The 22131-nt window shown below is 36.1% G+C and carries 22 protein-coding genes and 2 other annotated features; of the genes, 6 read left to right on the forward strand and 16 right to left on the reverse strand.

All coding sequences use genetic code 11. The features are described 5' to 3' along the window. Positions 1-693, reverse strand: a complete 693-nt coding sequence (locus EKQ63_RS24180) for a response regulator transcription factor (RefSeq protein WP_087996698.1) — start codon at positions 691-693, stop codon at positions 1-3. A gap of 169 nt (positions 694-862) precedes the next feature. On the opposite strand from EKQ63_RS24180, the gene EKQ63_RS30035 reads away from it, so the two are divergent. Both EKQ63_RS30035 and EKQ63_RS24185 read left to right on the forward strand, forming a co-directional pair. After that, a complete protein-coding gene (locus EKQ63_RS30035; RefSeq protein WP_001293581.1) occupies positions 863-1036 on the forward strand; it encodes a hypothetical protein in 174 nt (57 codons plus the stop codon). Then, complete coding sequence (locus EKQ63_RS24185; protein WP_048544297.1) at positions 1037-1231, forward strand: YwbE family protein; 195 nt, start codon at positions 1037-1039, stop codon at positions 1229-1231. Between the two features lie 37 nt (positions 1232-1268). On the opposite strand, the gene EKQ63_RS24190 is transcribed toward EKQ63_RS24185, so the two are convergent. Beyond that, positions 1269-2468, reverse strand: coding sequence for a class I SAM-dependent rRNA methyltransferase (locus EKQ63_RS24190; RefSeq protein ID WP_001255955.1), 1200 nt, complete (start codon positions 2466-2468; stop codon positions 1269-1271). Positions 2469-2766: 298 nt separating this feature from the next. On the opposite strand from EKQ63_RS24190, the gene isdG reads away from it, so the two are divergent. Next, positions 2767-3090, forward strand: a complete 324-nt coding sequence (isdG, locus tag EKQ63_RS24195; protein ID WP_087996694.1) for a heme oxygenase — start codon at positions 2767-2769, stop codon at positions 3088-3090. Between the two features lie 65 nt (positions 3091-3155). Here the strand turns inward: isdG and srtB are convergent, their stop codons facing one another. The 12 genes from srtB to zapA form a co-directional block, all read right to left on the reverse strand. Continuing rightward, a complete protein-coding gene (gene srtB, locus EKQ63_RS24200) occupies positions 3156-3920 on the reverse strand; it encodes a class B sortase (protein ID WP_087954153.1) in 765 nt (254 codons plus the stop codon). 32 nt (positions 3921-3952) lie between these two features. Then, positions 3953-4723 (reverse strand): ABC transporter ATP-binding protein, encoded by a 771-nt coding sequence (locus tag EKQ63_RS24205; RefSeq protein WP_000403753.1) that lies wholly within the window; start codon positions 4721-4723, stop codon positions 3953-3955. After that, entirely contained in the window at positions 4713-5696 is a 984-nt protein-coding gene (locus EKQ63_RS24210; RefSeq protein WP_001036835.1) for a FecCD family ABC transporter permease, read from the reverse strand. The genes EKQ63_RS24205 and EKQ63_RS24210 overlap by 11 nt, the downstream gene beginning before the upstream one ends. A gap of 27 nt (positions 5697-5723) precedes the next feature. Beyond that, on the reverse strand, positions 5724-6605 hold the full coding sequence (gene isdE / locus EKQ63_RS24215; RefSeq protein WP_143881582.1) for a heme ABC transporter substrate-binding protein IsdE: 882 nt from the start codon (positions 6603-6605) through the stop codon (positions 5724-5726). A 69-nt stretch (positions 6606-6674) separates the two neighbouring features. Beyond that, positions 6675-9470, reverse strand: a complete 2796-nt coding sequence (locus EKQ63_RS24220) for an NEAT domain-containing protein (RefSeq protein WP_143881784.1) — start codon at positions 9468-9470, stop codon at positions 6675-6677. 49 nt (positions 9471-9519) lie between these two features. Beyond that, positions 9520-10227, reverse strand: a complete 708-nt coding sequence (gene isdC, locus EKQ63_RS24225; protein WP_143881583.1) for a heme uptake protein IsdC — start codon at positions 10225-10227, stop codon at positions 9520-9522. A gap of 500 nt (positions 10228-10727) precedes the next feature. After that, positions 10728-12053, reverse strand: a complete 1326-nt coding sequence (gene brnQ6, locus EKQ63_RS24230; RefSeq protein ID WP_087954148.1) for a branched-chain amino acid transport system II carrier protein BrnQ6 — start codon at positions 12051-12053, stop codon at positions 10728-10730. 117 nt (positions 12054-12170) lie between these two features. Then, positions 12171-12422, reverse strand: a binding site (T-box leader). Positions 12423-12530: 108 nt separating this feature from the next. Continuing rightward, on the reverse strand, positions 12531-13220 hold the full coding sequence (locus EKQ63_RS24235) for a 23S rRNA pseudouridine(2604) synthase RluF (RefSeq protein WP_143881584.1): 690 nt from the start codon (positions 13218-13220) through the stop codon (positions 12531-12533). A gap of 196 nt (positions 13221-13416) precedes the next feature. Then, positions 13417-15777 carry an endonuclease MutS2 gene (locus EKQ63_RS24240; RefSeq protein WP_087954146.1) on the reverse strand — a complete coding sequence of 787 codons (2361 nt, stop codon included), beginning with the start codon at positions 15775-15777 and terminating at the stop codon, positions 13417-13419. A gap of 19 nt (positions 15778-15796) precedes the next feature. Beyond that, the gene (gene polX, locus EKQ63_RS24245) at positions 15797-17515 is read right to left on the reverse strand and encodes a DNA polymerase/3'-5' exonuclease PolX (RefSeq protein WP_000867555.1); all 1719 of its coding nucleotides are present in this window, start codon (positions 17513-17515) and stop codon (positions 15797-15799) included. Positions 17516-17570: 55 nt separating this feature from the next. Next, a complete protein-coding gene (locus EKQ63_RS24250) occupies positions 17571-18110 on the reverse strand; it encodes a CvpA family protein (RefSeq protein WP_000565408.1) in 540 nt (179 codons plus the stop codon). Between the two features lies 1 nt (position 18111). Then, on the reverse strand, positions 18112-18381 hold the full coding sequence (zapA, locus tag EKQ63_RS24255) for a cell division protein ZapA (RefSeq protein ID WP_000082701.1): 270 nt from the start codon (positions 18379-18381) through the stop codon (positions 18112-18114). 124 nt (positions 18382-18505) lie between these two features. On the opposite strand from zapA, the gene rnhC reads away from it, so the two are divergent. From rnhC to EKQ63_RS24270, 3 genes are all read left to right on the forward strand, one after another. Further along, the gene (gene rnhC / locus EKQ63_RS24260; RefSeq protein ID WP_087954145.1) at positions 18506-19441 is read left to right on the forward strand and encodes a ribonuclease HIII; all 936 of its coding nucleotides are present in this window, start codon (positions 18506-18508) and stop codon (positions 19439-19441) included. A 116-nt stretch (positions 19442-19557) separates the two neighbouring features. Further along, positions 19558-19827 (forward strand): hypothetical protein, encoded by a 270-nt coding sequence (locus EKQ63_RS24265; protein ID WP_087954144.1) that lies wholly within the window; start codon positions 19558-19560, stop codon positions 19825-19827. Further along, entirely contained in the window at positions 19824-20075 is a 252-nt protein-coding gene (locus tag EKQ63_RS24270; protein ID WP_000994757.1) for a hypothetical protein, read from the forward strand. The genes EKQ63_RS24265 and EKQ63_RS24270 overlap by 4 nt, the downstream gene beginning before the upstream one ends. Before the next feature lie 43 nt (positions 20076-20118). On the opposite strand, the gene EKQ63_RS24275 is transcribed toward EKQ63_RS24270, so the two are convergent. Further along, a complete protein-coding gene (locus EKQ63_RS24275) occupies positions 20119-20253 on the reverse strand; it encodes a YuzL family protein (RefSeq protein ID WP_000039588.1) in 135 nt (44 codons plus the stop codon). Between the two features lie 92 nt (positions 20254-20345). Then, the gene (gene asnS, locus EKQ63_RS24280; RefSeq protein ID WP_000432165.1) at positions 20346-21737 is read right to left on the reverse strand and encodes an asparagine--tRNA ligase; all 1392 of its coding nucleotides are present in this window, start codon (positions 21735-21737) and stop codon (positions 20346-20348) included. A 52-nt stretch (positions 21738-21789) separates the two neighbouring features. Further along, positions 21790-22041: a binding site (T-box leader), on the reverse strand. Positions 22042-22131 lie beyond the last annotated feature (90 nt).

Raw genomic sequence — 22131 nt, forward strand, 5'->3', positions numbered from 1 at the left:
TTACATCACTTCCAGCTTATAACCGATACCCCATAACGTTTTAATGTATTCTGGATTAGATGGATCACTTTCGATTTTCTCACGCAATCTTCTCATATGGACATTAATAACGTTATCGTCACCGTAATACTCTTCGTTCCAAACTAGCGTATATATTTGTGCTTTTGTAAATACACGATTTTGATTCTTTACAAACAGTTTTAAAATCTCAAATTCTTTTAAAGTAAGCTTGAGAGGCTTCCCGTTTTTTTCCACAGTAAAATTAATTGGATCGATTGTTAAATCACCAATTTGAATCATCTTTTCTGTTGTTTCTGTAGCTGAATATTTCGTAGACCGCCGAATACCTGCTTTTACACGGGCAGCTAATTCAATCATAGAAAACGGCTTACAAATGTAATCATCTGCTCCTAGTCCTAATCCAACAGCTTTATCAACATCTGTATCTTTTGCCGACATCATTAAAATCGGTACTGCACTCTTCTCGCGAATAATGCGCACAACTTCTAATCCGTCTAACTTCGGCATCATAATGTCGAGGATGATCAAATCAAATGAACCTTTTAAATATGTGTTCACGCCTTCCTCTCCATCAGACGCGATTGTAACTTGAAAGCCCTCTTTTATTAAATACTTTTCCACCATCTCTTGAATTGAAATATCATCTTCCACTAATAAAATATGATGTGACATATGTCTATCCCCTTTTTTACAAACATTAACATTTTAATTGTATCGTAACTACTACAGACTGGAAACAATTATATGAATTTTCAAACCAACTTCCCTTCCTTCCATAACAATGATATGATGAAATTTACTACGATAGTTCATAATTAACTTTATATAAAGGAGACTTATCATGTCAGAAAACAAAAAAGTAAGCTTAGCTGATTTAATGCGTGAACAACTTGCAAAGAAAAAGCAAGGTAACGGTAATGGTCAAAATACAAAAAACCAAAGCCAAGAAACAAAAAAACTACAAAACCAACAAACGAAGAAAACAAACAACCAACGTAGACGTACAGGTGTATAAATGAACGGACAAAAACGTTCTAATATCGTACCCGGCCTTGAAGTTGATATTGTATTAAAACAAGATCAACGCACAGGCAAATTAACACGTGGCATTGTAAAAGATATTTTAACAAACTCCCCTTCTCATCCGCATGGCATTAAAGTGCGCTTACAAGACGGGCAAGTCGGCAGAGTACAAAATATCGTTCAATAAAAAAAGGAGCTCAACTAAACTCGAGCTCCTTTTTTTATTACCCTTTAATTTTCTCAATGAAAACTACTTTTAAATAGTCTCCTTCTTTAAATTGATCAATGGTACGGAAATCTTCTGGTAAAGAATGTTCTTCTAATATTTTATATTTGCCATTCATTTCTTTAAATGCTGTATCGATAAAGCCTTTAAACTTTTTCATATCGAATGCGCTACAATTTGTAGAAGCAACGATAATTCCGTTATTTTCTGTAATGGCAATTGTTTCTTTTAATAAGTTTTTATAATCTTTCGCTGCACTAAATGTATATTTTTTTGAACGCGCAAAGCTTGGAGGATCTAATACAACCATATCAAATTTCATCTTTTTCTTCGCTGCATATTTGAAGTACAGAAATACATCTTCTACAATAATATCTTGCGCTTCATAATCAATTTCATTTACACTAAACTGCTCAATCGTTTTACTTAAGCTACGATTTGCAAGGTCGACACTCGTCGTTTTGCTCGCTCCACCAAGCGCTGCAAATACAGAAAAGGCACCTGTATAAGAGAACATATTTAACACTGTTCTTCCCTTTGCATATTTATCACGAATTTGTTTTCGCACGTTACGCTGATCTAAAAATACCCCAACCATCGCTCCGTCATTTAAATAAACAGCGAAGTTCACACCATTCTCTTTTACGATAAGCGGGAACTCACCGCGCTCTCCTGCTACGAAATCATCGCCTTCAATATATTTCCCTTTCGTATCAAAACGCTTCTTCTCATAAATACCTTTAAAGTTTGCTACTTTTTGAAGAGCTGCTATAATCTCATCTCTGAAAGTATAAATCCCTTCACTATACCAGCTCACTACATAATAGCCGTCATAATAATCGATGATTAAGCCTCCAAGCCCATCACCTTCACCGTTTAGGGCGCGGAATGCTGTCGTATCACTTGATTTGTAAAATTGCTTTCGTTTATGTAAGGCAGATTTAATTTTACTTTCAAAGAAAGATTGATTAATTTGTTCACTCTCTTTTCTCGTTAAAATCCAGCCGTATCCTTTATTTTGTTTTCCATAATAACCTTTTCCGACAAAGTGGTTTTTCTCATCTACCACTTTGATGATTGTTCCTTCTTCCTGAACATCATTTAAATTTTGAATCGCATCTTTTAAAATAAGCGGGTATCCACTTTTAATTTCTTTTATAAATTTCGGTTTTATTTTTACAGTTACTTCTGATCGCATATAAAAACTTCCTTTCCATTTGCATGCTTTCTCTATAGGAAGCATTTGAAAAACGAGGCTGAAAAAACAGCCTCGTTTCACTATACCATATTATTGCTTTGCTAGTACAACTCACTCATTCTCTCGCTTAACCGCCACCTATTTACTACATTTTGAAATGGAAATCTTACTGTCCAACATAATAGAAAAAATACTTATATATTTCATATTTACCATTGACAATGATAATGATTTTCATTATCATTTAATGTATATGAGTTCTCGAAAATAAAGGCTACAACTTATAGGAGGAATAAATATGATTATTGTTACAAATACAGCTAAAATTACAAAGGGAAATGGACATAAATTAATTGATCGTTTTAATAAAGTAGGTCAAGTCGAAACAATGCCAGGATTTTTAGGATTAGAAGTTCTTCTAACGCAAAATACAGTTGATTATGACGAGGTAACCATTAGCACACGCTGGAATGCAAAAGAAGATTTCCAAGGTTGGACGAAGAGCTCAGCATTTAAAGATGCTCACTCACATCAAGGTGGAATGCCCGATTATATTCTCGACAATAAAATCTCTTACTATGATGTAAAAGTTGTACGTATGCCGATGGCTGCAGCACAGTAAACATATTTCTTTTTTAAAGTATAGAATATGAGAAACGTAACCACTTCTTATATTCTATACTTTTTTTACTGTCTTTTTACTAGTTTCGCATGTACGACTAATCTTCCTGCTTCTGGATCAAGTGCATAGTCACATGTAGAAAGTGTTATAATTTCATCATTAGCCGTCAATTTCGTATCCGTTTTGTAAAGGGATTTATGTTGAATTTGCTTTAAGAACGCTGTATACGCTGCATCGCTTTCAAAATCCGTTTCAATGTAATAAAAGTCCGTCGTTGTCGTATATACTGAAAAAACTTCAACGTCGTATCCTTCAAATAATGTATCGTAATACAATTTACGATGGGACATGAAGAAATCTTCATCCAACATCTTTTTTAAACTTCCAAACATAGAACCGTCCTTCATACGATGACCATATAAAATAGTATTTCGGTTTTGAGATTTCACATCATTACGATAATCCATAAAAATACTTCCCGCTCTCATATCCTCGCCTTTGTAATTACGAAATAAATAGTAATCATTATCCTTCGCTTGAACGATTGGATAATTGATTTGTGTATCATCCATCGTAATCCATCCCACTATTTCTGGGTTAATTTTTTGGAGAGCTTGAAACTGTTTACGTACTTCCCCATCTTCTGATTTTTCTTCCATTGGACTTCTCTTATAAATATGTTGCGCTTCAGCCATTACTTTACGATTTTCATAATAATCCATGAAAATCCCACCCAATTCATACAATGAATAGAAAAAGATTCCTAAAAATACAATTGTAAGTATTCGTTGAAAAAAAGAATTCTTTTTCCGTTCTTTCTTACTATTCAAATTATCACCTCAAAACGGATTATGCCCAGCCTTTAAATTCCCATAGGTACCATGTATAACCCTGTATCTTCGTCTTGTTTTACAACGACATCTACACCATATATTGCTTTAACCATTTCTTCTGTTATTACCTCATTAGGATTACCTTTCGTAACAATTTCCCCATCTTTCATAACGATAATATGATCACTATAACGAATGGCTTGATTAATATCATGTAGTACCATCACAATCGTTAATCCATACACTTCATTTAACTCTTTCACTAACTCTAATATTTCTAGCTGATAATAAATATCTAAATATGTTGTCGGTTCATCTAAGAAAAGCATTGGGGTACTTTGAGCTAATGTCATCGCGATCCAAACTCGCTGTCTCTCTCCGCCCGATAAAGCATGAATTGGCTTTTCACGCTTACTTTGCAAATTCGTACATGTTAGTGCACGCTCAATTGCTTCTCTATCTTCATCAGTTTGCGAAGAAAAAACATTTTTATATGGCATACGTCCAAAGCTTATTAGTTTTTCCACTGTAATATCTGCTGGCGCCTCATTTTGTTGATGGACAACAGCTAACTTTCTAGCAAACTCTTTCGGTTTATACTCACTAATCGCTTTTCCATCAAGTATTACTTCCCCACTATTAGGAGCATGATTTCTAGACATAACACCAAGTAATGTTGATTTCCCGCACCCATTCGGACCAATGATTGTTGTAATTTTCCCAATTTCTATTTCACTACTAACAGACTTTAAACGATTTGTTACATTATCGTATGAAAAGGTTACATTTTTAATTTCCATGAACTTTATCACTCTTTCTAAGCAAGAATATTAAGAATGGCCCACCAATGACCGCCATAATGGTTGCTGCTGGAATTTCATTAGGTGGCACAATTAACCTTCCAATCGTATCCGCCGTCAAAATTAATAACGCTCCTGCAAGTGCAGAAAATGGAATCAACACTTTATGGTCTGAACCAACTAGTTGTCTTGAAATATGCGGAACAAGTAATCCTACGAAAGCAATAACACCTGCAATCGCTGTTGATACGGCCGCTAAAAGTACTGCAATAGCAGAGATAATAAGACGAACTCTCGTCACGTGCAAGCCTAAGTTTTTCGCAGTCTTATCTTGTAGTGATAATAAGTTACACCAAGCTCCTACGAACAGAGCAAGAATAAGACCAATTGTTCCATACGTAACCATTATTTCTACATCGCCCCACGTCTTCATCGTTATATTAGAAGTCGTCGTTTGCTTAATACTCTTTATGAAATATCCGCAAATCGTAATGAACGATTCATTTAATCCAGTGAACATCGCATTAATAGCTATACCAACTAAAATAATGCGAAGTGGACTTAACCCTGACTTCCATGAAAAGGCATAAACGAGATAACATGCAAACGCACCACCTAAAAAGGCGAATACGGGTGTCCAGAAAAAGAATTGCGGGAACAACGTAATAATAACGAGTGTCATAAAACTAGCTCCTGAAGATATACCGATTACCCCAGCATCAGCGAGTGGATTTTTCATAACAGCTTGAAAAAGTACACCTGAAACAGCGAGAGCCGCTCCAGTGAACAACGCAATAATAATACGCGGGAAACGTAAATCTTTAATGACTTCAACATCTTCATTTCCACCTGTAAATATCCCTTGTACAAGTTCAACAATACCTACTTCTAAACTCCCTTTCATTGCTGACAATGATGTCATAACAATAAGCAATGCAGTAACAATGAGGAAACTCCAAGTTTTTTTATTCATTCCACTCTTCCTTTATATTAAAATGCATCACGGATACATCATTTTTTTCAATTCATCTAACGCTTCAATTGCTGCTAAATTTCCTGTCGTTCCAAATAAACGCTCTTCTAAATCGTAAACACGATTATTTTTAACTGCTGCAAAATGCTTCCAAATGTCATTCGTTTTAAATTCTTTATCAAACATTTTTACAACTTCATCAGGCATACCATGAGCTGCTCGTAAAATAATATCTGGATCATCTTTCTTTAAATACTCTGTATTAGAAGCTAAATATTCTACTTTTTCACCTTGCACAATATTTTTACCACCTAGTTGTTTCACTAAATCTCCAATATAAGAATGCTCTGTTGCTACTAAATAACTTCCAGGCACACCTAATAAAATAAGTACTGTCGGTCCTTTCTTTCCTTTTACTTCTTTTTGAATGCTAGCGACTTTTTTATCTAACTTAGTTACAACTTCTTCAGCCTGCTTTTCGCGTCCATATTTCTTACCTAAATCGCTAATGGAATTTTGCATATTTTTCAGGCTTGTTAAATCTAAAAAGTTTGCTTTCATGCCCACACCATCAAAAACCGGTTTTAATTCATATTCAAGTGTTGTCACAGATAACACTTCTGACGGCTTTAATGATTTTACCTTTTCCATATCTGGACTCATTGGATTCCCAATTTCAGGTAAACCTTTATATCGCTTCGGTAAAGTTTTAGAACTTGTTGGCACACCAACTAAATCTACTTCTAACGCATCCATAATTTCAGTAACAGCAACTGTCGTTGCAACAATTCGCTCTTTACTTTCACTCTTTACCTGCTTCGCTGTTTCTTTTTTAGGTGATGAGCACCCAGCTATACTCACTAATAAAATGATAGCCATTAGTACACTTGCAATTTTCTTCACTCTCAATCACCACTCCTTTCCAAACAATATGAAACAAGTCTTGATGCACGCGAACATGCATCAAGACTCCAAAAATTACAATCTACCTGCTCTATATTTACGAACTAGTAAAGCAAGTGACCCAAGCAGTAGCACCATGTATAAACCTAGTTGTGCTGTATCTGCCGTTTTTGAGTTTTTTTCTTTTTTCGCATCATTATTTGTAGCTTCATTTTTCTTCTTACCATCTGCATTTCGGTTAAAATCAGGCGTAGCAATTGTTTTTACATTATCTACTTTCGGCGTAATTACCGGATTTTTCGGTTCATTCTTCGGCTCTTCTTTTACCGTTCCTACAGCACCAATCTTCGTCGTATCAAATTGAATTTGTACGTCGTAGAAGTGATGGTAGTTCATTGAATCGATATCTACTTTTACCTTTGCATTTAATTTTGCAAATAAATCATTAGCTTCAAATTCTACGACTCTTGTATTTGCGGCCTTATCTTTACTTACTACTTTTGCATCTGCAAATTCACCATTCTTTTCTGTTTGGAATTTCGTAATCCATTCACTATTTTTTAGTGTCATTGCAATATACTTCTTACCATCTTTCACCGTTAACCTTGCTGGACTTACAACATATTGATTCATCATTGAAATTTCTTCAGTCTTATCTTTTAACACTTTAAAAGCAATATCGTACTGACCATCCTTTAAATTTTTCGGATCAACTGTTGGATTTTCATTTAGATTATTCGTTCCATCTTGGTTATTGCTTCCACCTTGATTATTCGTTCCATCTTGGTTGTTACTTCCACTTTGATTATTCGTTCCATCTTGGTTGTTACTTCCATCTTGATTGTCATTTCCACCCTGGTTACCTAAAGATTTAATACTTCCTTTATCAAATGCAAATTGAATATCATAGAAATGGTGATAATTCATTGAATCAATATCCACTTTCACTTTTGCATTTAACTTTTTCGATAAATCAGCTACTTCCACTTCTACTACTCTTGTATCTTGCTCTTTATTTGTACCTAATACTTTCGCATCGACGAACGCACCATTCTTTTCAAACTCAAACTTCGTAATCCATGAGCTATTTGTTAATGAAAAGGATACATACTTCTTCCCATCTTTCACTTTTAACACACCTGGATTTTTTGTATATGTGTTCATCATTGAAATTTCTTCAGTCTTATCCTTTAACACTTTAAAACCGATACTGTATTCACCGTCTTTAAGAGCATTGGGATCAATTGTTTTGTTATCGTCATGGTTGTTGTTTCCACCTTGGTTGTCGGTTCCACCTTGGTTGTCGTTTCCGCCTTGGTTGCCGTTTCCACCTTGGTTATTGTTTCCGCCTTGGCTGTCGTTTCCGCCTTGGTTGTCGTTTTCGCCTTGGTTGTCGTTTCCGCCTTGGTTGTTGTTTCCGCCTTGGTTGTCGTTTCCGCCTTGGTTGTCGTTTTCGCCTTGGTTGTCGTTTCCGCCTTGGTTGTCGTTTCCGCCTTGGTTGTCTAACGGTTTCATGCTATCTTTATCAAATGCAAATTGAATATTGTAGAAATGGTGATAATTCATTGAATCGATATCTACTTTCACTTTTGCATTTAACTTTTTAGATAAGTCGTTTACTTCTACTTCCACTACGCGTGTATCAGCTTTTTTATCTTCACTTAATACACTTGCATCAATAAACGCACCATTTTTCTCAAATTCAAACTTTGTAATCCATGCACTATTCGTTAATGTAAACGATACATATTTTTTACCGTTTTTTACCTTTAACACACCTGGACTCTTTGTATACGTGTTCATCATTGAAATTTCTTCTGTTTGATCTTTTAAAGCTTTGAAATTGATGCTGTATTCACCGTCTTTAATTGTTTCAGCATCTGGTTTTTTATTTTCATCTGGTTTTTCTACTTCTGGTTTTTCTACTTCCGGTTGTTTCTCTTCATTTTTAATTTGTTCAAGTTTATCTTGTTCAAATAAAAGCTGTACCTCATGCGTTTGTTTATAATTTCTTGATGCCACTTCAATAAATATTTTTGCATTTAACTTTTTAGATAAATTGTCTACTTCGAATTCTACTACTCTTGTATTTTTCTCTTTATCTTCACTTACTATTTTTGCATCAACAAATGAACCATCTTTTTCCGTTTGGAAATTTTTAATTGATGCGTTGTCTGTTAGCTTTACAACCGCTTTTTTCTTACCATCTTTTACTTTTAATACTCCTGGATTTACCATGTAAGTATTCATTCTAGATTCTTCATCTGTCTTATCTTTTAACACTTTAAATGGAATACTGTACTCTCCATCTGCAATTGTGTTAGAATTTGGTTGTTGATCTGGGTCAGGCTTTTGGTCGGGCTTCTGACTTGGATCAGGTTTTTCATTTGGATCTGGCTTATTAGCTGGGTCCTCTTTTTCATTTGGTTGTTCCACGTGAATCGGTGTAATACTATTTTGATCAAATGCAATACGCACATCATAGTCATGATGATAATTTAAAAAGTCTATGTCTACTTTTACTTTTGCTTTTAATACCTTCTCTACATCTTCCACATCAAATTCTACTACTCTTGTATCTTTTGTTTTATCTTCACTAATTACATTTGTCTCAACAAGCTGACCTGCTTTTTCTGTTTCAAACTTCGTAATCCATGAACTATGTTCTAACGTAAAGGATACCTTCTTCTTCCCATCCTTCACTTTTAAAGTTCCTGGACTTACAGAGTATTGATTCATCATAGATTCTTCATCTGATGTATCCTTAAGAACTTTGAAACCGATTGAATATTCACCGTCAGCTAGTTGGCTTGCTGCTTGAACTGCAAGAGGTTGTAATGTTGATACGAATGTAAATATCATTAAGAACATCGCAACAACAATTTTAAAATATCTATTCAATGGAATACCGCTCCTTTATTTAGTTTTGACGTACTTTACGAATTAAGAAAACTCCTGAAATAAGGATTAACGCTGCAAATAATCCGATGCGTGCTTCATCACCTGTTTTTGGGTTAGCTGGTTTTTCAGTTTTACCACTTTCATTTGTTCCTTTGTTCGCCTCTTTATTTGCTTCTTTACTCTCTTCTTTTTTCACCTCTTCTTTTACTTTTGTATCTGTTTTTGTTTGATTGTTATTCTTTATTACAGCAGTTGCTTTATTTTCTCCACCTACTGCTTTTACATTTGCATCAAATGCAAAGCGAATCGTGTAGTTATGGTCATAATTTACGTTTGGTACAACAACATGAATTTTTACAGCTGCCGGCTTAGATAAGTCATCTACCTTAAACTCTACTGTTCTTTTATCTGCCGATTCATCTTTACTAACAACTTTTGCATCAACAAAATTCCCGTTCTCAGGTGCTTTAAATTCTGTAATCCAAGCACTATGATTCATCGGGATTTGCACTCTCATCTCACCATTTTTCACAACTAGCTTAGCTGGTTTTTCAAAATAGTCATTTGCCATTGAAGCTGAATCATTTTCCGCTTTTTGAATGACATAGTTAATATCATAAGTACCGTCAGCTAGTTGTGCTGAAACTTTCCCATATGGCATGACAAGAAAAGCTAGCATGCATACGAACGTTATAATAAAAGCGGGTAATACAGAAATCTTTCTCATTTGGCTTACTTCCTCCTTGTTTATCCATCATCCATACTTTTTGAAAATGATAATTATTCTCAATTTATAAGAAAAAAAATAATAATCCTCTACCATTATTTACTTGTAATTTATTTATGTAATGTAGATATCATTGATTATCATTCTCAATACATGTTAAAAATAATATCCCTCCCTATTCCTTATAAAGAGCGATTCACATTTTAACATAAGTTCCTATTTATCCTGTTGATTATCATTCTCAATAAAACTCAAAAAAAATAAAACTCCCCATTCTCCTACTCTATCACCTCTATCTACAAAAATGATATCGTTATAGAAAACCTTATCCCTTTCACTCCTCGCTTTCCTTCCAATATTTCCACAACTAAGTCAATCTTAGCCTACTCATAATTTTTTTGTCAACTATATTACGTATAAAATTTTAAATATCTAAATTTCTCTATATACGGCTTTTCCTACAAAAAAAGAGGCTTTCTTTCATAGAAAGCCTCTTTTCTCTATTTTTCTACAGCAACTTCTTCTTTTTGAAACAAAGAAATTACATATCCAACTACAATCCCTACTAAAGCAGGAACGAACCAACCAATCCCTACACTATATAATGGAATTTTATTTAAAATTGGTGTTAATGCTGCAATCTCAAGATTTGCATTGTGTAACCCATCAAAGAAACTAATCATGAATGCTCCTACAATACCACCTACATACATGACTAAAGGAAGTCGAATATAGTTTTCAACAAGTGATAATACAATAAGTACGATTCCAATTGGATAAATTGCAATTAAAATCGGTAATGCTAATGCATTTAACTGCGTTAACCCAAGATTCGCTACCATAAATGCTAATACGCAGAAAATGAAAACAACCTTTTGATAAGAAAGTTTTGGTAATAAAGAAGAGAAATATTCTCCGCAAGCTGCAACAATACCTACAGAAGTTGTTAAACATGCCGCTGTAATTGCAATCCCTAATAATAAAGTTCCGTAACTACCGAATAAATGATTTACAACGTTTGTTAAAATAATTCCTCCGTTTGCTCCCATTCCAAGAGAGACGCTAGAAGCTCCAAGATAAGCAAGCGCCAAGTAAACTAATAGTAAACCAAGTGCCGCAATAAATCCTGCAAAAATTGTTACTTTTGCAATGCTATTTTTATTTGTAATGCCTTTTTCTTTTAACGCATGAATTACAACGTTTCCGAATACAAGTGCTGCAAGTCCATCTAAAGTTAAATATCCGTCAATAAAACCTTTAAAAAGCGGAGCACTATATGCTTCTGTTGGTGCACCAAATTCACCCATTGGTGTAATAAGTGCTTTCACTACAATAATTGCAATAACAGCTAATAAAATTGGAGTTAATACTTTACCGATGCGACCCACTAATTTTGAGGGGTTTAAAGCTAAATAGAAAGTTACAGCAAAGAAAATAAATGTAAAGATAACAAGTGGATACGATTGACCAGCTATCTCACTTGGTAAAAATGGTGCAACACTCATTTCATAAGCAACAGTTCCTGTACGCGGCACACTTACGAATACGCCTAAACATAAATAAATTGCAGTAATAAAAACTAGTGCGAATATAGGGTGTACACGCCCTGCTAGCTCATTAATATCTCCCTTTAAAGCTATAACGATAACTCCTAATAAAGGCAATCCAACGCCTGTTACGACAAAACCAAACAGCGCGATCCATACATCTGTTCCAGCGCCTTGTCCTAATGCTGGTGGAAAAATCATATTACCCGCACCGAAAAATAGTGCAAATAACATTAAACTTATTGCAAGCATCTCAGAAAACTTTAAAGATGGTTTCATTTCTACTAACCTCCTAAATAATTATAAATTAACAAAATATTCTGAATTAAAATCCGTCACATATCCTCTTCCAAGCATACTTCCCCGTAAAAGAACGCAAAAAACACCCGTCCCTAACAAAGGGACGAGTGTTGAAATCGTGGTTCCACCCTTATTCTAATAAAATGAATTTATAACAAAATAAGCTCATTTTATAGCTCGTGTAAATTGATAACGGTTTTATCCGCCAAGAATTACAATGCATCATGCAGTTCACTCTTGAAGTTTAGAGGTGGTAAGTCTGTCTTTTCGTATTAGGAAGCTCACAGCCTAAGGCCTCCCTCTCTGAGAATCGTAAAAAACAACTCATGTCCTCATCATTACTTTTATAAAATATCTTGTCGAAACTTGTTGTTTTTTATTATATGGGCTATTTTTTAAAAAATCAATAGTTTTATTTTTTCTGACAAAAAAATATAGGGAGAAAATTTTTCCTCCCTATAGCTGCCCTATTAATATTTCTAATTCCCCATCTGTAATGTTTCGCCACTTTCCCACTTCAAGATCGTCTAGCTCTATATTCATAATGCGTTCTCTCTTTAACTTTGTTACAGTAAACCCGAAAGCTCGGCTCATTCTACGAATTTGCCTGTTCATTCCTTGCGTTAAAACGATACGAAATGTTGATTGATCGACTCTTGTCACTTTGCACGGCTTCGTCATTCCATCTTTAATCTTTACACCGCTGGACATTTCATCAATAAACCAATCTGTAAAAGGTTTATCGACTGTGACAACATATTCTTTCTCATGCTCATGATCACCGTGTAAGATTTGATTTGCAATCGCACCGTCATTCGTTAATAAAATAAGGCCTTCTGACGCTTTATCTAATCGTCCAACAGGAAAGATACGCTCAGGGTAATTAATATAATCAATAATATTATCCTCAATATGATCAGCTGCTGTACAAGTAATACCAACTGGCTTATGAAAGACGATATACACCTTTTCTCTCTCTTCTTTTGCAATAACCTGCCCATCAATCGTTACAACATCACCATCGCCCACGAGTGCACCGTGCGTACATATTTCACCGTTAATCGCCACGCGTCCAGCTTTAATAAGGCGATCTGTTTCGCGTCTTGAGCAGGATTTTGCTTCGTTTATGTATTGGTTGATTTTCATGTTTTATTCCCTTTTCACATATATTAAAAGCGTCAATCTATGGCAATATCATTATGCCACGATTGACGCTCGTTTACTTCGCAAAAACAACTAAATAAATAACCCCAATCACCAAAAATATTCCGCAACAAGCTAACAATACTTTTGCAAGTTTGTCCATAAACATATAATGGTTTCCCCTTTGTTTCGTTGTTTTCTATTTTAATTCGACAACTGTTACGCCTAGGCCTCCCTCGCCCATGTCACCGTAACGGAATGTTTTCACACCGCGATGCTTCTTCAAGTAATCTTGAACACCTTGACGAAGTGCTCCTGTTCCTTTACCGTGAATGATTGATACGCGAGGATAGCTTGCAAGCTGGGCATCGTCTAAGTATTTCTCAACGCGCGCCATTGCATTTTCAAATCGTTCACCACGAAGGTCAAGTTCTAATGAAACGTGATAATCTCTACCTTTTACTGTTGCCACTGCTTTTTTCTCTGTTTGTTTCGGTGTGTTAATGTATTCCATGTTAGATTCTTTTACTTTCATCTTCAGAATACCGATTTGTACACTCCACTCTGTATCGCTTACTTTTTCAAGTAATTGACCTTTTTGCCCGAACGTTAATACTTTTACTTCATCACCTGCGCGTAACTGTTGTTTCGGCGCAGTATTTTTCACGTTTACTTTTTGTTTCTTCACAAGCTCTGGTGCTGCGCCTTCTAGACGGCTCTTCGCTTCAATAAGCTCGTGATCTTTCACGTTTGCAAGCTGTGCTTTACGCAATTGACGAAGTTCTTGAATAATGCCTTCTGCTTCTTTCTTTGCAGCTTCGACCTTTTCTTCTCCTTCTTTTTGCGCTTTTAACAATCGTTCATCACGATCTTCGTTAAATTCAATGATTTGACGTTGTAATTCGCGATGCAATTTTTCAGATTGCTTGCGAAGTGCTTCTGCTTCGTTCCAGTCACGCTCTGCGTTCTTTTGACTTTCTTCTAACTTCGCAATCATATTTTCAATTTTGTTTGTATCTGTACTAATGTGGTTTCGCGCTTGTTCAATCACGCGATCAGATAACCCAAGACGTTTCGAAATTTCGAAGGCATTACTACGTCCTGGTACACCAATTAATAATTTATACGTTGGGCTTAACGTGTTCACATCAAACTCAACGCTCGCATTAATAACTTGCTCACGGTTATATCCGTATGCTTTTAATTCTGGGTAATGCGTCGTTGCAACAACGCGAGCGCCACGATTACATACTTCATCTAAAATCGAAATTGCTAGTGCAGCCCCTTCTTGCGGGTCTGTTCCGGCACCTAATTCATCGAATAAAACTAAGCTTTCAAAATCAGCTTTTTCTAAAATATCAACAATGTTCACCATATGTGAGGAGAACGTACTTAAACTTTGTTCAATCGATTGCTCATCACCGATATCAGCAAAGATATTTTTGAATACACAAATCTCTGACTCATCCATTACTGGAATGTGAAGGCCAGATTGCGCCATTAATACACAAATACCAACTGTTTTCAGCGTAACTGTTTTACCACCTGTATTCGGTCCTGTAATAACAATTGTCGTGAAATCTTTCCCTAACATAATGTTATTTGGCACGATAATTTCTGGATCGATAAGCGGATGACGTGCTTGTCTTAAATCCATGTAACGCTCGTTGTTTACGATTGGTTTCGTTGCTTTAATACGCTTCGCATAGAAAGCTTTCGCAAAGATGAAATCAAGATTTGCAACTACCTCTACGTTTGATAAAACGATATCCGCTTCTACTGCCACTTCTTCTGTTAACATCAATAAGATGCGTTCGATTTCTTGTTTTTCTTTCACACGTGCTTCTTGAAGCGAGTTATTTAATTCTACAATGACTTGAGGTTCAATAAATAACGTTTGCCCAGAAGCTGATTGATCGTGGACAATACCGCCATATACGCCGCGATATTCTTGTTTCACTGGGATTACGTAACGTTCGTTACGAATCGTTACAATTGAGTCAGACAGCATCTTTTGCGCGTTTGAAGAACGCGTCATATTTTCTAACTTTTCACGAATACGGCTTTCCGCAGTACGAATTTGAGTACGAATACCACGCAGTTTATCACTTGCGCTATCGACTACTTCACCGCCATCACCGATACAATTTGTGATTTTCTTTTCTAAATCATATAAAGATACAATTTGAGCGACATGAGTTTCTAAAATGGGAAGCTCGACGCCATTATCAACCATATCTTCAATGAAACGTTTCATGTTGCGACTACCATACATCGTATTGGCAATATCAAGTAGTTCATTTGGACTTAACATACTTCCAATCTTTGCGCGCTTCACATTTGAGCGAATATCCGTAATGCCACCTAATGGTGCACTACCTTTTAAACGAATGACTTTCGCTGCTTCATCCGTTGTATCTTGCATTTCTACAATTTCTTCAAAATCAGTGCTTGGCACTAAATGCTTCACTTTGTCACGACCAAGTGAAGATGCTGTATGTTCAAGTAATTGTTCTTTTACTTTATTGTATTCTAATACACGCAACGTTCTTTCTAACATGTTGCAGGTCCCCCTTGTGTTACTTATTACGTTTAATATAGTCTAATAAACGTTCAATATCCCACGTGTTAATCACGTTATCTTTTTGAATCCAACCTTTACGCGCTGCCGCTACACCTGTTTCCATATCTTCTAACATTTCAAGTGTATGAGCATCCGTATTAATCGCTACTTTTACACCAGCATCTTGTGCTTGTTTTAATAATTTCGCGCTTAAATCTAGACGGTTTGGATTCGCATTTAATTCTAAAACTGTATTTGTTTCTTTTGCGAGTTCGATTAATAAGTCTGTATCTACATCATAACCTTCACGGCGTCCAAGAAGACGTCCTGTCGGATGAGCAATCATTGTGACATGCTTATTCTCTAGCGCAGCACGAAGACGTTTCATGATTGTTTCACGGTCTTGTGAGAAGCTAGAGTGAATTGCTCCAATTACATAATCTAATTCTGCTAATACTTCATCATCAAAATCAAGCGAGGCATCTGGTAAAATATCCATTTCAATTCCGCGTAAAATTGTAATGTCTGGATACTTTTCGTTCATACGCTCAATTTCTTTCGCTTGCTCACGAAGGCGCTCTTTCGTTAAACCGTTCGCTACTTTCAAATATTGTGAGTGATCAGTAATTGCCATAAACTTATATCCACGAGCACGGCACGCTTGTACCATCTCTTCAATTGAAAAAGCGCCGTCACTCCATGTTGTATGCATATGTAAATCACCTTGTATATCAGAGAATTGAATTAAGTTTGGATACTCTTTAATTAATTCAATTTCTTTTCCATCTTCACGCACTTCTGGCGGAATAAATGGAAGACCGAAATGAGCAAAGAATTCTTCTTCCGTCTCAAATGTTTTCACTTCACCTGTTTCCAAGTTCTCTACACCGTACTCACTAATTTTCTCGCCTTTATCTTTTGCGATTTGACGCATTTTTACGTTATGGTCTTTTGATCCTGTGAAATGGTGAAGAGTTGTAATAAACTCTTCTGGTTTTACTAGACGGAAATCAATCGAAATATCATATTCATATTGAAGACGGACAGAAACTTTCGTATCTCCGCTCGCGATTACTTCAATCATATTATCAAATTGTAGTAAATGCTCACGTACTGCAGCTGGCTCTGTCGTTGCAATAATGAAGTCTAAATCCTTCACTGTTTCACGAACGCGGCGCAAACTACCAGCACGCGAGAAGCGAATTACTTCAGCAATATTCGACAATTTCTCCTCTATTTCCCCGGCAATAGGCAATACCATCGCGATTGGTAAACGCTCCGGACGAGATCCTACTTGATCGATTGCTTCTAATATTTTCTCTTCTGTCTTCTTACCGAAACCTGCTAAAGCTTGTACTTTATTTTCCTCACAAACCGCTTTTAGCGATTCCATATCAACAACACCAAGTTCTTTATATAACTTAGCTACCTTTTTACCACCAAGGCCTGGCAATTTTAATAACGGTAATAAACTACTTGGCACTTCTTGTTCAAGCTCTTGTAATACTTCAGATGTTCCCGATTCTATATATTCTTGAATAACTGCCGCTGTTCCTTTTCCAATGCCCGGAATCTTCGTGAAATCTTCAATCTCAGAAAGACTACGATCGTCACTTTCTAATGCTGCTGCCGCTTTACGAAATGCAGATATTTTAAATGGATTCGCGCCCTTTAGTTCCATAAAAAGCCCGATTGTCTCTAATAATTTAATCACTTGTTTTTTATTTACTTTCATCATTGTCCCGCCTTTCTTTCATAGAAAAAAACTTCTCTTTCCGAAAAAAGAGAAGTTATACTCTGCTACCTGTCTGCCATAGTTCCTTCACCTTTTCAGATAGAATCGGTGTATCGTCTACAATTATTTTGCTAATTGATGATTGTTGTAATGGTGTTTGTAATTGTTCAATCGGAAGAATGTTTCCAATGATAATTAAGACAAACAAAATAATATATACTTCTAAAAATCCGAGGATCGCCCCCGCAAACGCATTTACTTGCTTTAAAACCGGTATTTCTGCAAACATATTTAACAAATTACCAAGTAATGAAAGTGCAATTTTTGTGATAATAAACAATATGATAAACGCAAGCGCTTGATAAAATACTGTCTCAATATTATTTGCATCAATCCATTCTGGAACAGATACGTTTTTATCAAATGGATACGGAATAAATTTCGCAAGTGCTGGCGCTAAATCTTTACAGTACCAGTATGCAACAAGGTATGCGATAATAAAGCTTGTTAACTTTACAAGTTGCAGAATAAACCCTCTGCGTAAGCCGAGGAAAAATCCCATAACAAGCAGTAAAATGATAATAATATCAATCATGTTATTCCATTCCTTTTTTTGTCATACTTTCTTTCAATTTCTCATGTTCTTCTTTTAATTTTATGTAATCGTGTATGACGTTTACCGCCGTCAATACCGCTAGTCTACTCGTGTCAAGCGAAGGATTCTTGGCATTGAGTTCGCGCATTTTATCATCCACAATCGCTGCTACCATGCGGATATGACTTGTACTTTCATCGCCAACAACTGAATATTGCTGACCATAGATTTCTACATTAATTCGACTTTTCTTTCCCTTTTGTTGTGACAACTCACCGGCCTCCAATCACGTACAGAATCCTAAAGTTTATCATACCATGAACCTTCATAATATGGAAACAGAAAGAACAATCCGATATGATAAAAATAACAATATAAAAAAAGGGGTGACTCTTATGTCAAATTCTATCGTAATTCAAACAAATTCTACAGTAATTGAAGACATGAAACAACAATATAAACATTCGCTTAGCCCGAAAATTCCACAAGGGGGAATCTTCATGGCAAAGGTGCCATCTTGCACAATTACAGCGTATAAATCTGGAAAAGTAATGTTCCAAGGTGGACGTGCTGAAGCAGAAGCTTCTCGTTGGCAAACTGTCTCTCACGCGCCGAAAACAGCTGTAAAAAAATCTGTCGATTCACACCGTTATGCACCGCCCGCTTCCATCGGTACAATGTCTATCGTAGGATCAGATGAGGTTGGTACTGGTGATTTCTTCGGACCGATGACAGTAGTTGCTGTATATGTGGATGCAAAGCAAATTCCACTACTAAAAGAACTTGGTGTAAAAGACTCTAAAAACTTAAATGACGATCAAATTACTGCCATTGCGAAACAACTTCTACACGTTGTTCCTTATAGCTCTCTTGTCCTTCATAATGAAAAATATAACGAGCTATTTGATAAAGGAAACAACCAAGGTAAGTTAAAAGCTTTACTACATAATAAAGCTATTACAAACTTATTAACTAAAATTGCACCTACAAAACCTGAAGGCGTCTTAATCGACCAATTCACACAACCTGATACATACTACAAATATTTAGCAAAACAAAAGCAGGTACAGCGTGAAAATGTTTATTTCGCTACGAAAGGTGAAAGCGTCCATTTAGCAGTAGCCGCTGCTTCTATTTTAGCTCGCTACTCATTCGTCAAACAATTTAACGAACTAAGCAAAAAAGCTGGTATGCCGCTTCCAAAAGGTGCTGGTAAACAAGTTGATATCGCCGCTGCTAAATTAATTCAAAAGCTTGGTAAAGAACGATTACCTGAGTTTGTGAAACTGCATTTTGCTAATACAGAGAAGGCGTTTCGCTTACTAAAATAGTATCGACAAAAACAGGAGCCTACAAACTCCTGTTTTTTGTTTCACCCTACTATTATCCTTATAGTTTTGTTATAATTATAATATACAGATTATTCTAACATAGGAGGAAATCCCCATTGCTTCTTATACAAATGATTCTAAATATTTTACTAGGTAATCCACACGAAAGACAGTTTGAAATTAGGGAAAACATTCAGCTACTAAGTGAACAACGAGCGTTCAACGATTTAATAGAGCGCTATGGCCGATCTTTCTTATTAAACTTTCGGATTCGAAGATTTATCGGAAAACACGATGCTCGCTCGTTAATACATAATCCAGCAAAACTCCAACACTTCTGTGAGGAACTTGAATGTATGATTAGAAAAAGGAGGTTTTTCAGCTGAACGCTGTAAAAGTTAAAAAGGTACTATATGCTTTCGTACACATCGTAGGTCCTCTTTCTTACCTCACTATTTCTACCATTTGGGGAGCTTTTTTCACTACTAAATCTACATTTGAAAATATATCTGATAATCTTGGTGTGATGGCTATCTATTACGTATTTATGAGCTTACTGTGGTTTTTCTATTTAGATCGCTTAGACAAAGATGTAGATACTATTACAAAAGAGATTCATGATAAAAAGATGTAATACATACAAAAAAGGAGAGCCGCCAAGACTCTCCTTTTTTATGTTAGCTTCGTTTCTGCTTCTTATTAGATGAAGGTACTTTATGAGAACCTGTTTCATGTGTCGTCGTTCCTTGTCCTTCTACTTCTGGAGAACCTAGGCCCGATCTTGAATGATCTTTTTTCACTTTTTTACTCATTTATATTCACCCCTTCGCGTTAATTTTTGCTACGGGAGAATAAACTATGCAAAATAAAAAGCGAGAGGAAATCCTCTCGCTTTTTTCATATTTTAGAATTCAGAAGAACCTGGAGTTCTTGGGAATGGAATTACGTCACGGATGTTCGCCATGCCAGTGATGTACATTAGGAAGCGCTCGAAACCTAGACCGAATCCAGCGTGTTTTGTACCGCCGTATTTTCTAAGTTCTAAGTACCACCAGTAGTCCTCTTCGTTCATACCTAATTCTTTAATTCTGTCTACTAAAACATCCATTCTTTCTTCACGTTGACTTCCACCGATTAATTCGCCGATGCCAGGAACTAGAAGGTCAGTAGCAGCTACTGTTTTACCGTCGTCATTTAAGCGCATGTAGAATGCTTTAATGTCTTTCGGATAGTCAGTTACGAATACAGGGCGTTTGAAGATTTCTTCTGATAAGTATCTTTCGTGCTCTGTTTGTAAGTCAATACCCCATTCTACTGGGTATTTGAAGTCAGCACCTGATTCTTGAAGTACTTTAATTGCTTCTGTATAAGTGATGCGACCGAAGTCAGAGTTAATTACGTTGTTCATACGCTCTAGAACTGTTTTATCAACGAAGCTGTTGAAGAATTCCATTTCTTCTGGTGCATGCTCTAATACGTATTTCATTGCATATTTCAGCATATCTTCTGTAAGGTTCATTACGTCACCTAGTTCAGCGAATGCAATCTCAGGCTCAACCATCCAGAATTCAGCAGCGTGGCGAGTTGTGTTTGAGTTTTCTGCACGGAATGTAGGTCCGAATGTGTATACATCACGGAATGCTAATGCATAAGCTTCAGCGTTCAGCTGTCCACTTACTGTTAAGTTTGTTTCTTTGCCGAAGAAGTCTTTTGTTTCATCAACTTGTCCGTCTTCGCCTTTTGGTACGTTGTTTAAATCTTGCGTTGTTACGCGGAACATTTCGCCTGCACCTTCTGTATCACTACCAGTGATGATTGGCGTGTGAACATGTACGAATCCACGCTCTTGGAAGAATTGGTGAATTGCAAATGCTGCGATAGAACGTACGCGGAACGTTGCAGAAAATGCGTTTGTTCTTGGACGTAAGTGCGCAATTGTACGTAAGTATTCAAACGTGTGACGCTTCTTTTGAAGTGGATAATCAGAATCTGATAAGCCCTCAATATCAATTTTTTCTGCTTTAATTTCAAATGGTTGCTTCGCTCCAGGCGTTGCAATTACTTTACCTTCTACTTTAACTGAAGAGCTAAGTGGAAGTTTTGCAATTTCTTTGAAGTTATCTAATTCTGTATCGAAAACGATTTGAACGCTTTTGAAGAAGCTACCGTCGTTTAATTCGATGAAACCAAACGCTTTTGAATCACGTAAGTTACGAATCCACCCTGATACTTGTACTGTTTGACCTGCGTATTTATCTGTATCTCTATACAGACTTTTTACTAATGTGTTTTCCATAGTGAAATTCTCCTTTGCTGATATATTTAAATACAAAAAAACCTTTCATCCATAAAGGGACGAAAGGTTAAACTTCGCGGTACCACCCAATTTGTCATAAAGACCAACTTTAACTCGTATGTAATACATACTTCCCGGTTTGTAACAGGCCGGATTCCCGTCTAAGTCTACTCTTGAATACAAGATTCAATTTCGGTTAGCAACTCCAAGGTGTTCTTCACATATACCGCCTCATCAGGCTCTCACCGTCCCTGACTCGCTTTGGATTATAGTATATACTACTTTTCCTTATCATCGTCTTTCATTTTGTTAAACTAAAATTAATGTACTACATTCGAGAGAAAGATGCAAGATGTCGGAAAATATATCAGTATTTTTCTTTTTTCAACAACAT

It is taken from the genome of Bacillus sp. BD59S, from assembly GCF_007363175.1.
GTDB classification, from domain to species: Bacteria; Bacillota; Bacilli; order Bacillales; family Bacillaceae_G; genus Bacillus_A; species Bacillus_A pacificus.

Coding starts and splice junctions, on each gene's coding strand:
- EKQ63_RS24250 (WP_000565408.1), bottom strand. CDS start 18,110: ATGATTGATATTATTATCATTTTACTGCTTGTTATGGGATTTTTCCTC.
- EKQ63_RS24235 (WP_143881584.1), bottom strand. CDS start 13,220: ATGAAAATCAACCAATACATAAACGAAGCAAAATCCTGCTCAAGACGC.
- isdC (WP_143881583.1), bottom strand. CDS start 10,227: ATGAGAAAGATTTCTGTATTACCCGCTTTTATTATAACGTTCGTATGC.
- rnhC (WP_087954145.1), top strand. CDS start 18,506: ATGTCAAATTCTATCGTAATTCAAACAAATTCTACAGTAATTGAAGAC.
- EKQ63_RS24275 (WP_000039588.1), bottom strand. CDS start 20,253: ATGAGTAAAAAAGTGAAAAAAGATCATTCAAGATCGGGCCTAGGTTCT.
- EKQ63_RS24210 (WP_001036835.1), bottom strand. CDS start 5,696: ATGAATAAAAAAACTTGGAGTTTCCTCATTGTTACTGCATTGCTTATT.
- EKQ63_RS24185 (WP_048544297.1), top strand. CDS start 1,037: ATGAACGGACAAAAACGTTCTAATATCGTACCCGGCCTTGAAGTTGAT.
- EKQ63_RS24180 (WP_087996698.1), bottom strand. CDS start 693: ATGTCACATCATATTTTATTAGTGGAAGATGATATTTCAATTCAAGAG.
- EKQ63_RS24190 (WP_001255955.1), bottom strand. CDS start 2,468: ATGCGATCAGAAGTAACTGTAAAAATAAAACCGAAATTTATAAAAGAA.
- asnS (WP_000432165.1), bottom strand. CDS start 21,737: ATGGAAAACACATTAGTAAAAAGTCTGTATAGAGATACAGATAAATAC.
- brnQ6 (WP_087954148.1), bottom strand. CDS start 12,053: ATGAAACCATCTTTAAAGTTTTCTGAGATGCTTGCAATAAGTTTAATG.
- EKQ63_RS24240 (WP_087954146.1), bottom strand. CDS start 15,777: ATGTTAGAAAGAACGTTGCGTGTATTAGAATACAATAAAGTAAAAGAA.
- EKQ63_RS24205 (WP_000403753.1), bottom strand. CDS start 4,723: ATGGAAATTAAAAATGTAACCTTTTCATACGATAATGTAACAAATCGT.
- EKQ63_RS24220 (WP_143881784.1), bottom strand. CDS start 9,470: ATGTTCTTAATGATATTTACATTCGTATCAACATTACAACCTCTTGCA.
- EKQ63_RS30035 (WP_001293581.1), top strand. CDS start 863: ATGTCAGAAAACAAAAAAGTAAGCTTAGCTGATTTAATGCGTGAACAA.
- polX (WP_000867555.1), bottom strand. CDS start 17,515: ATGAAAGTAAATAAAAAACAAGTGATTAAATTATTAGAGACAATCGGG.
- isdG (WP_087996694.1), top strand. CDS start 2,767: ATGATTATTGTTACAAATACAGCTAAAATTACAAAGGGAAATGGACAT.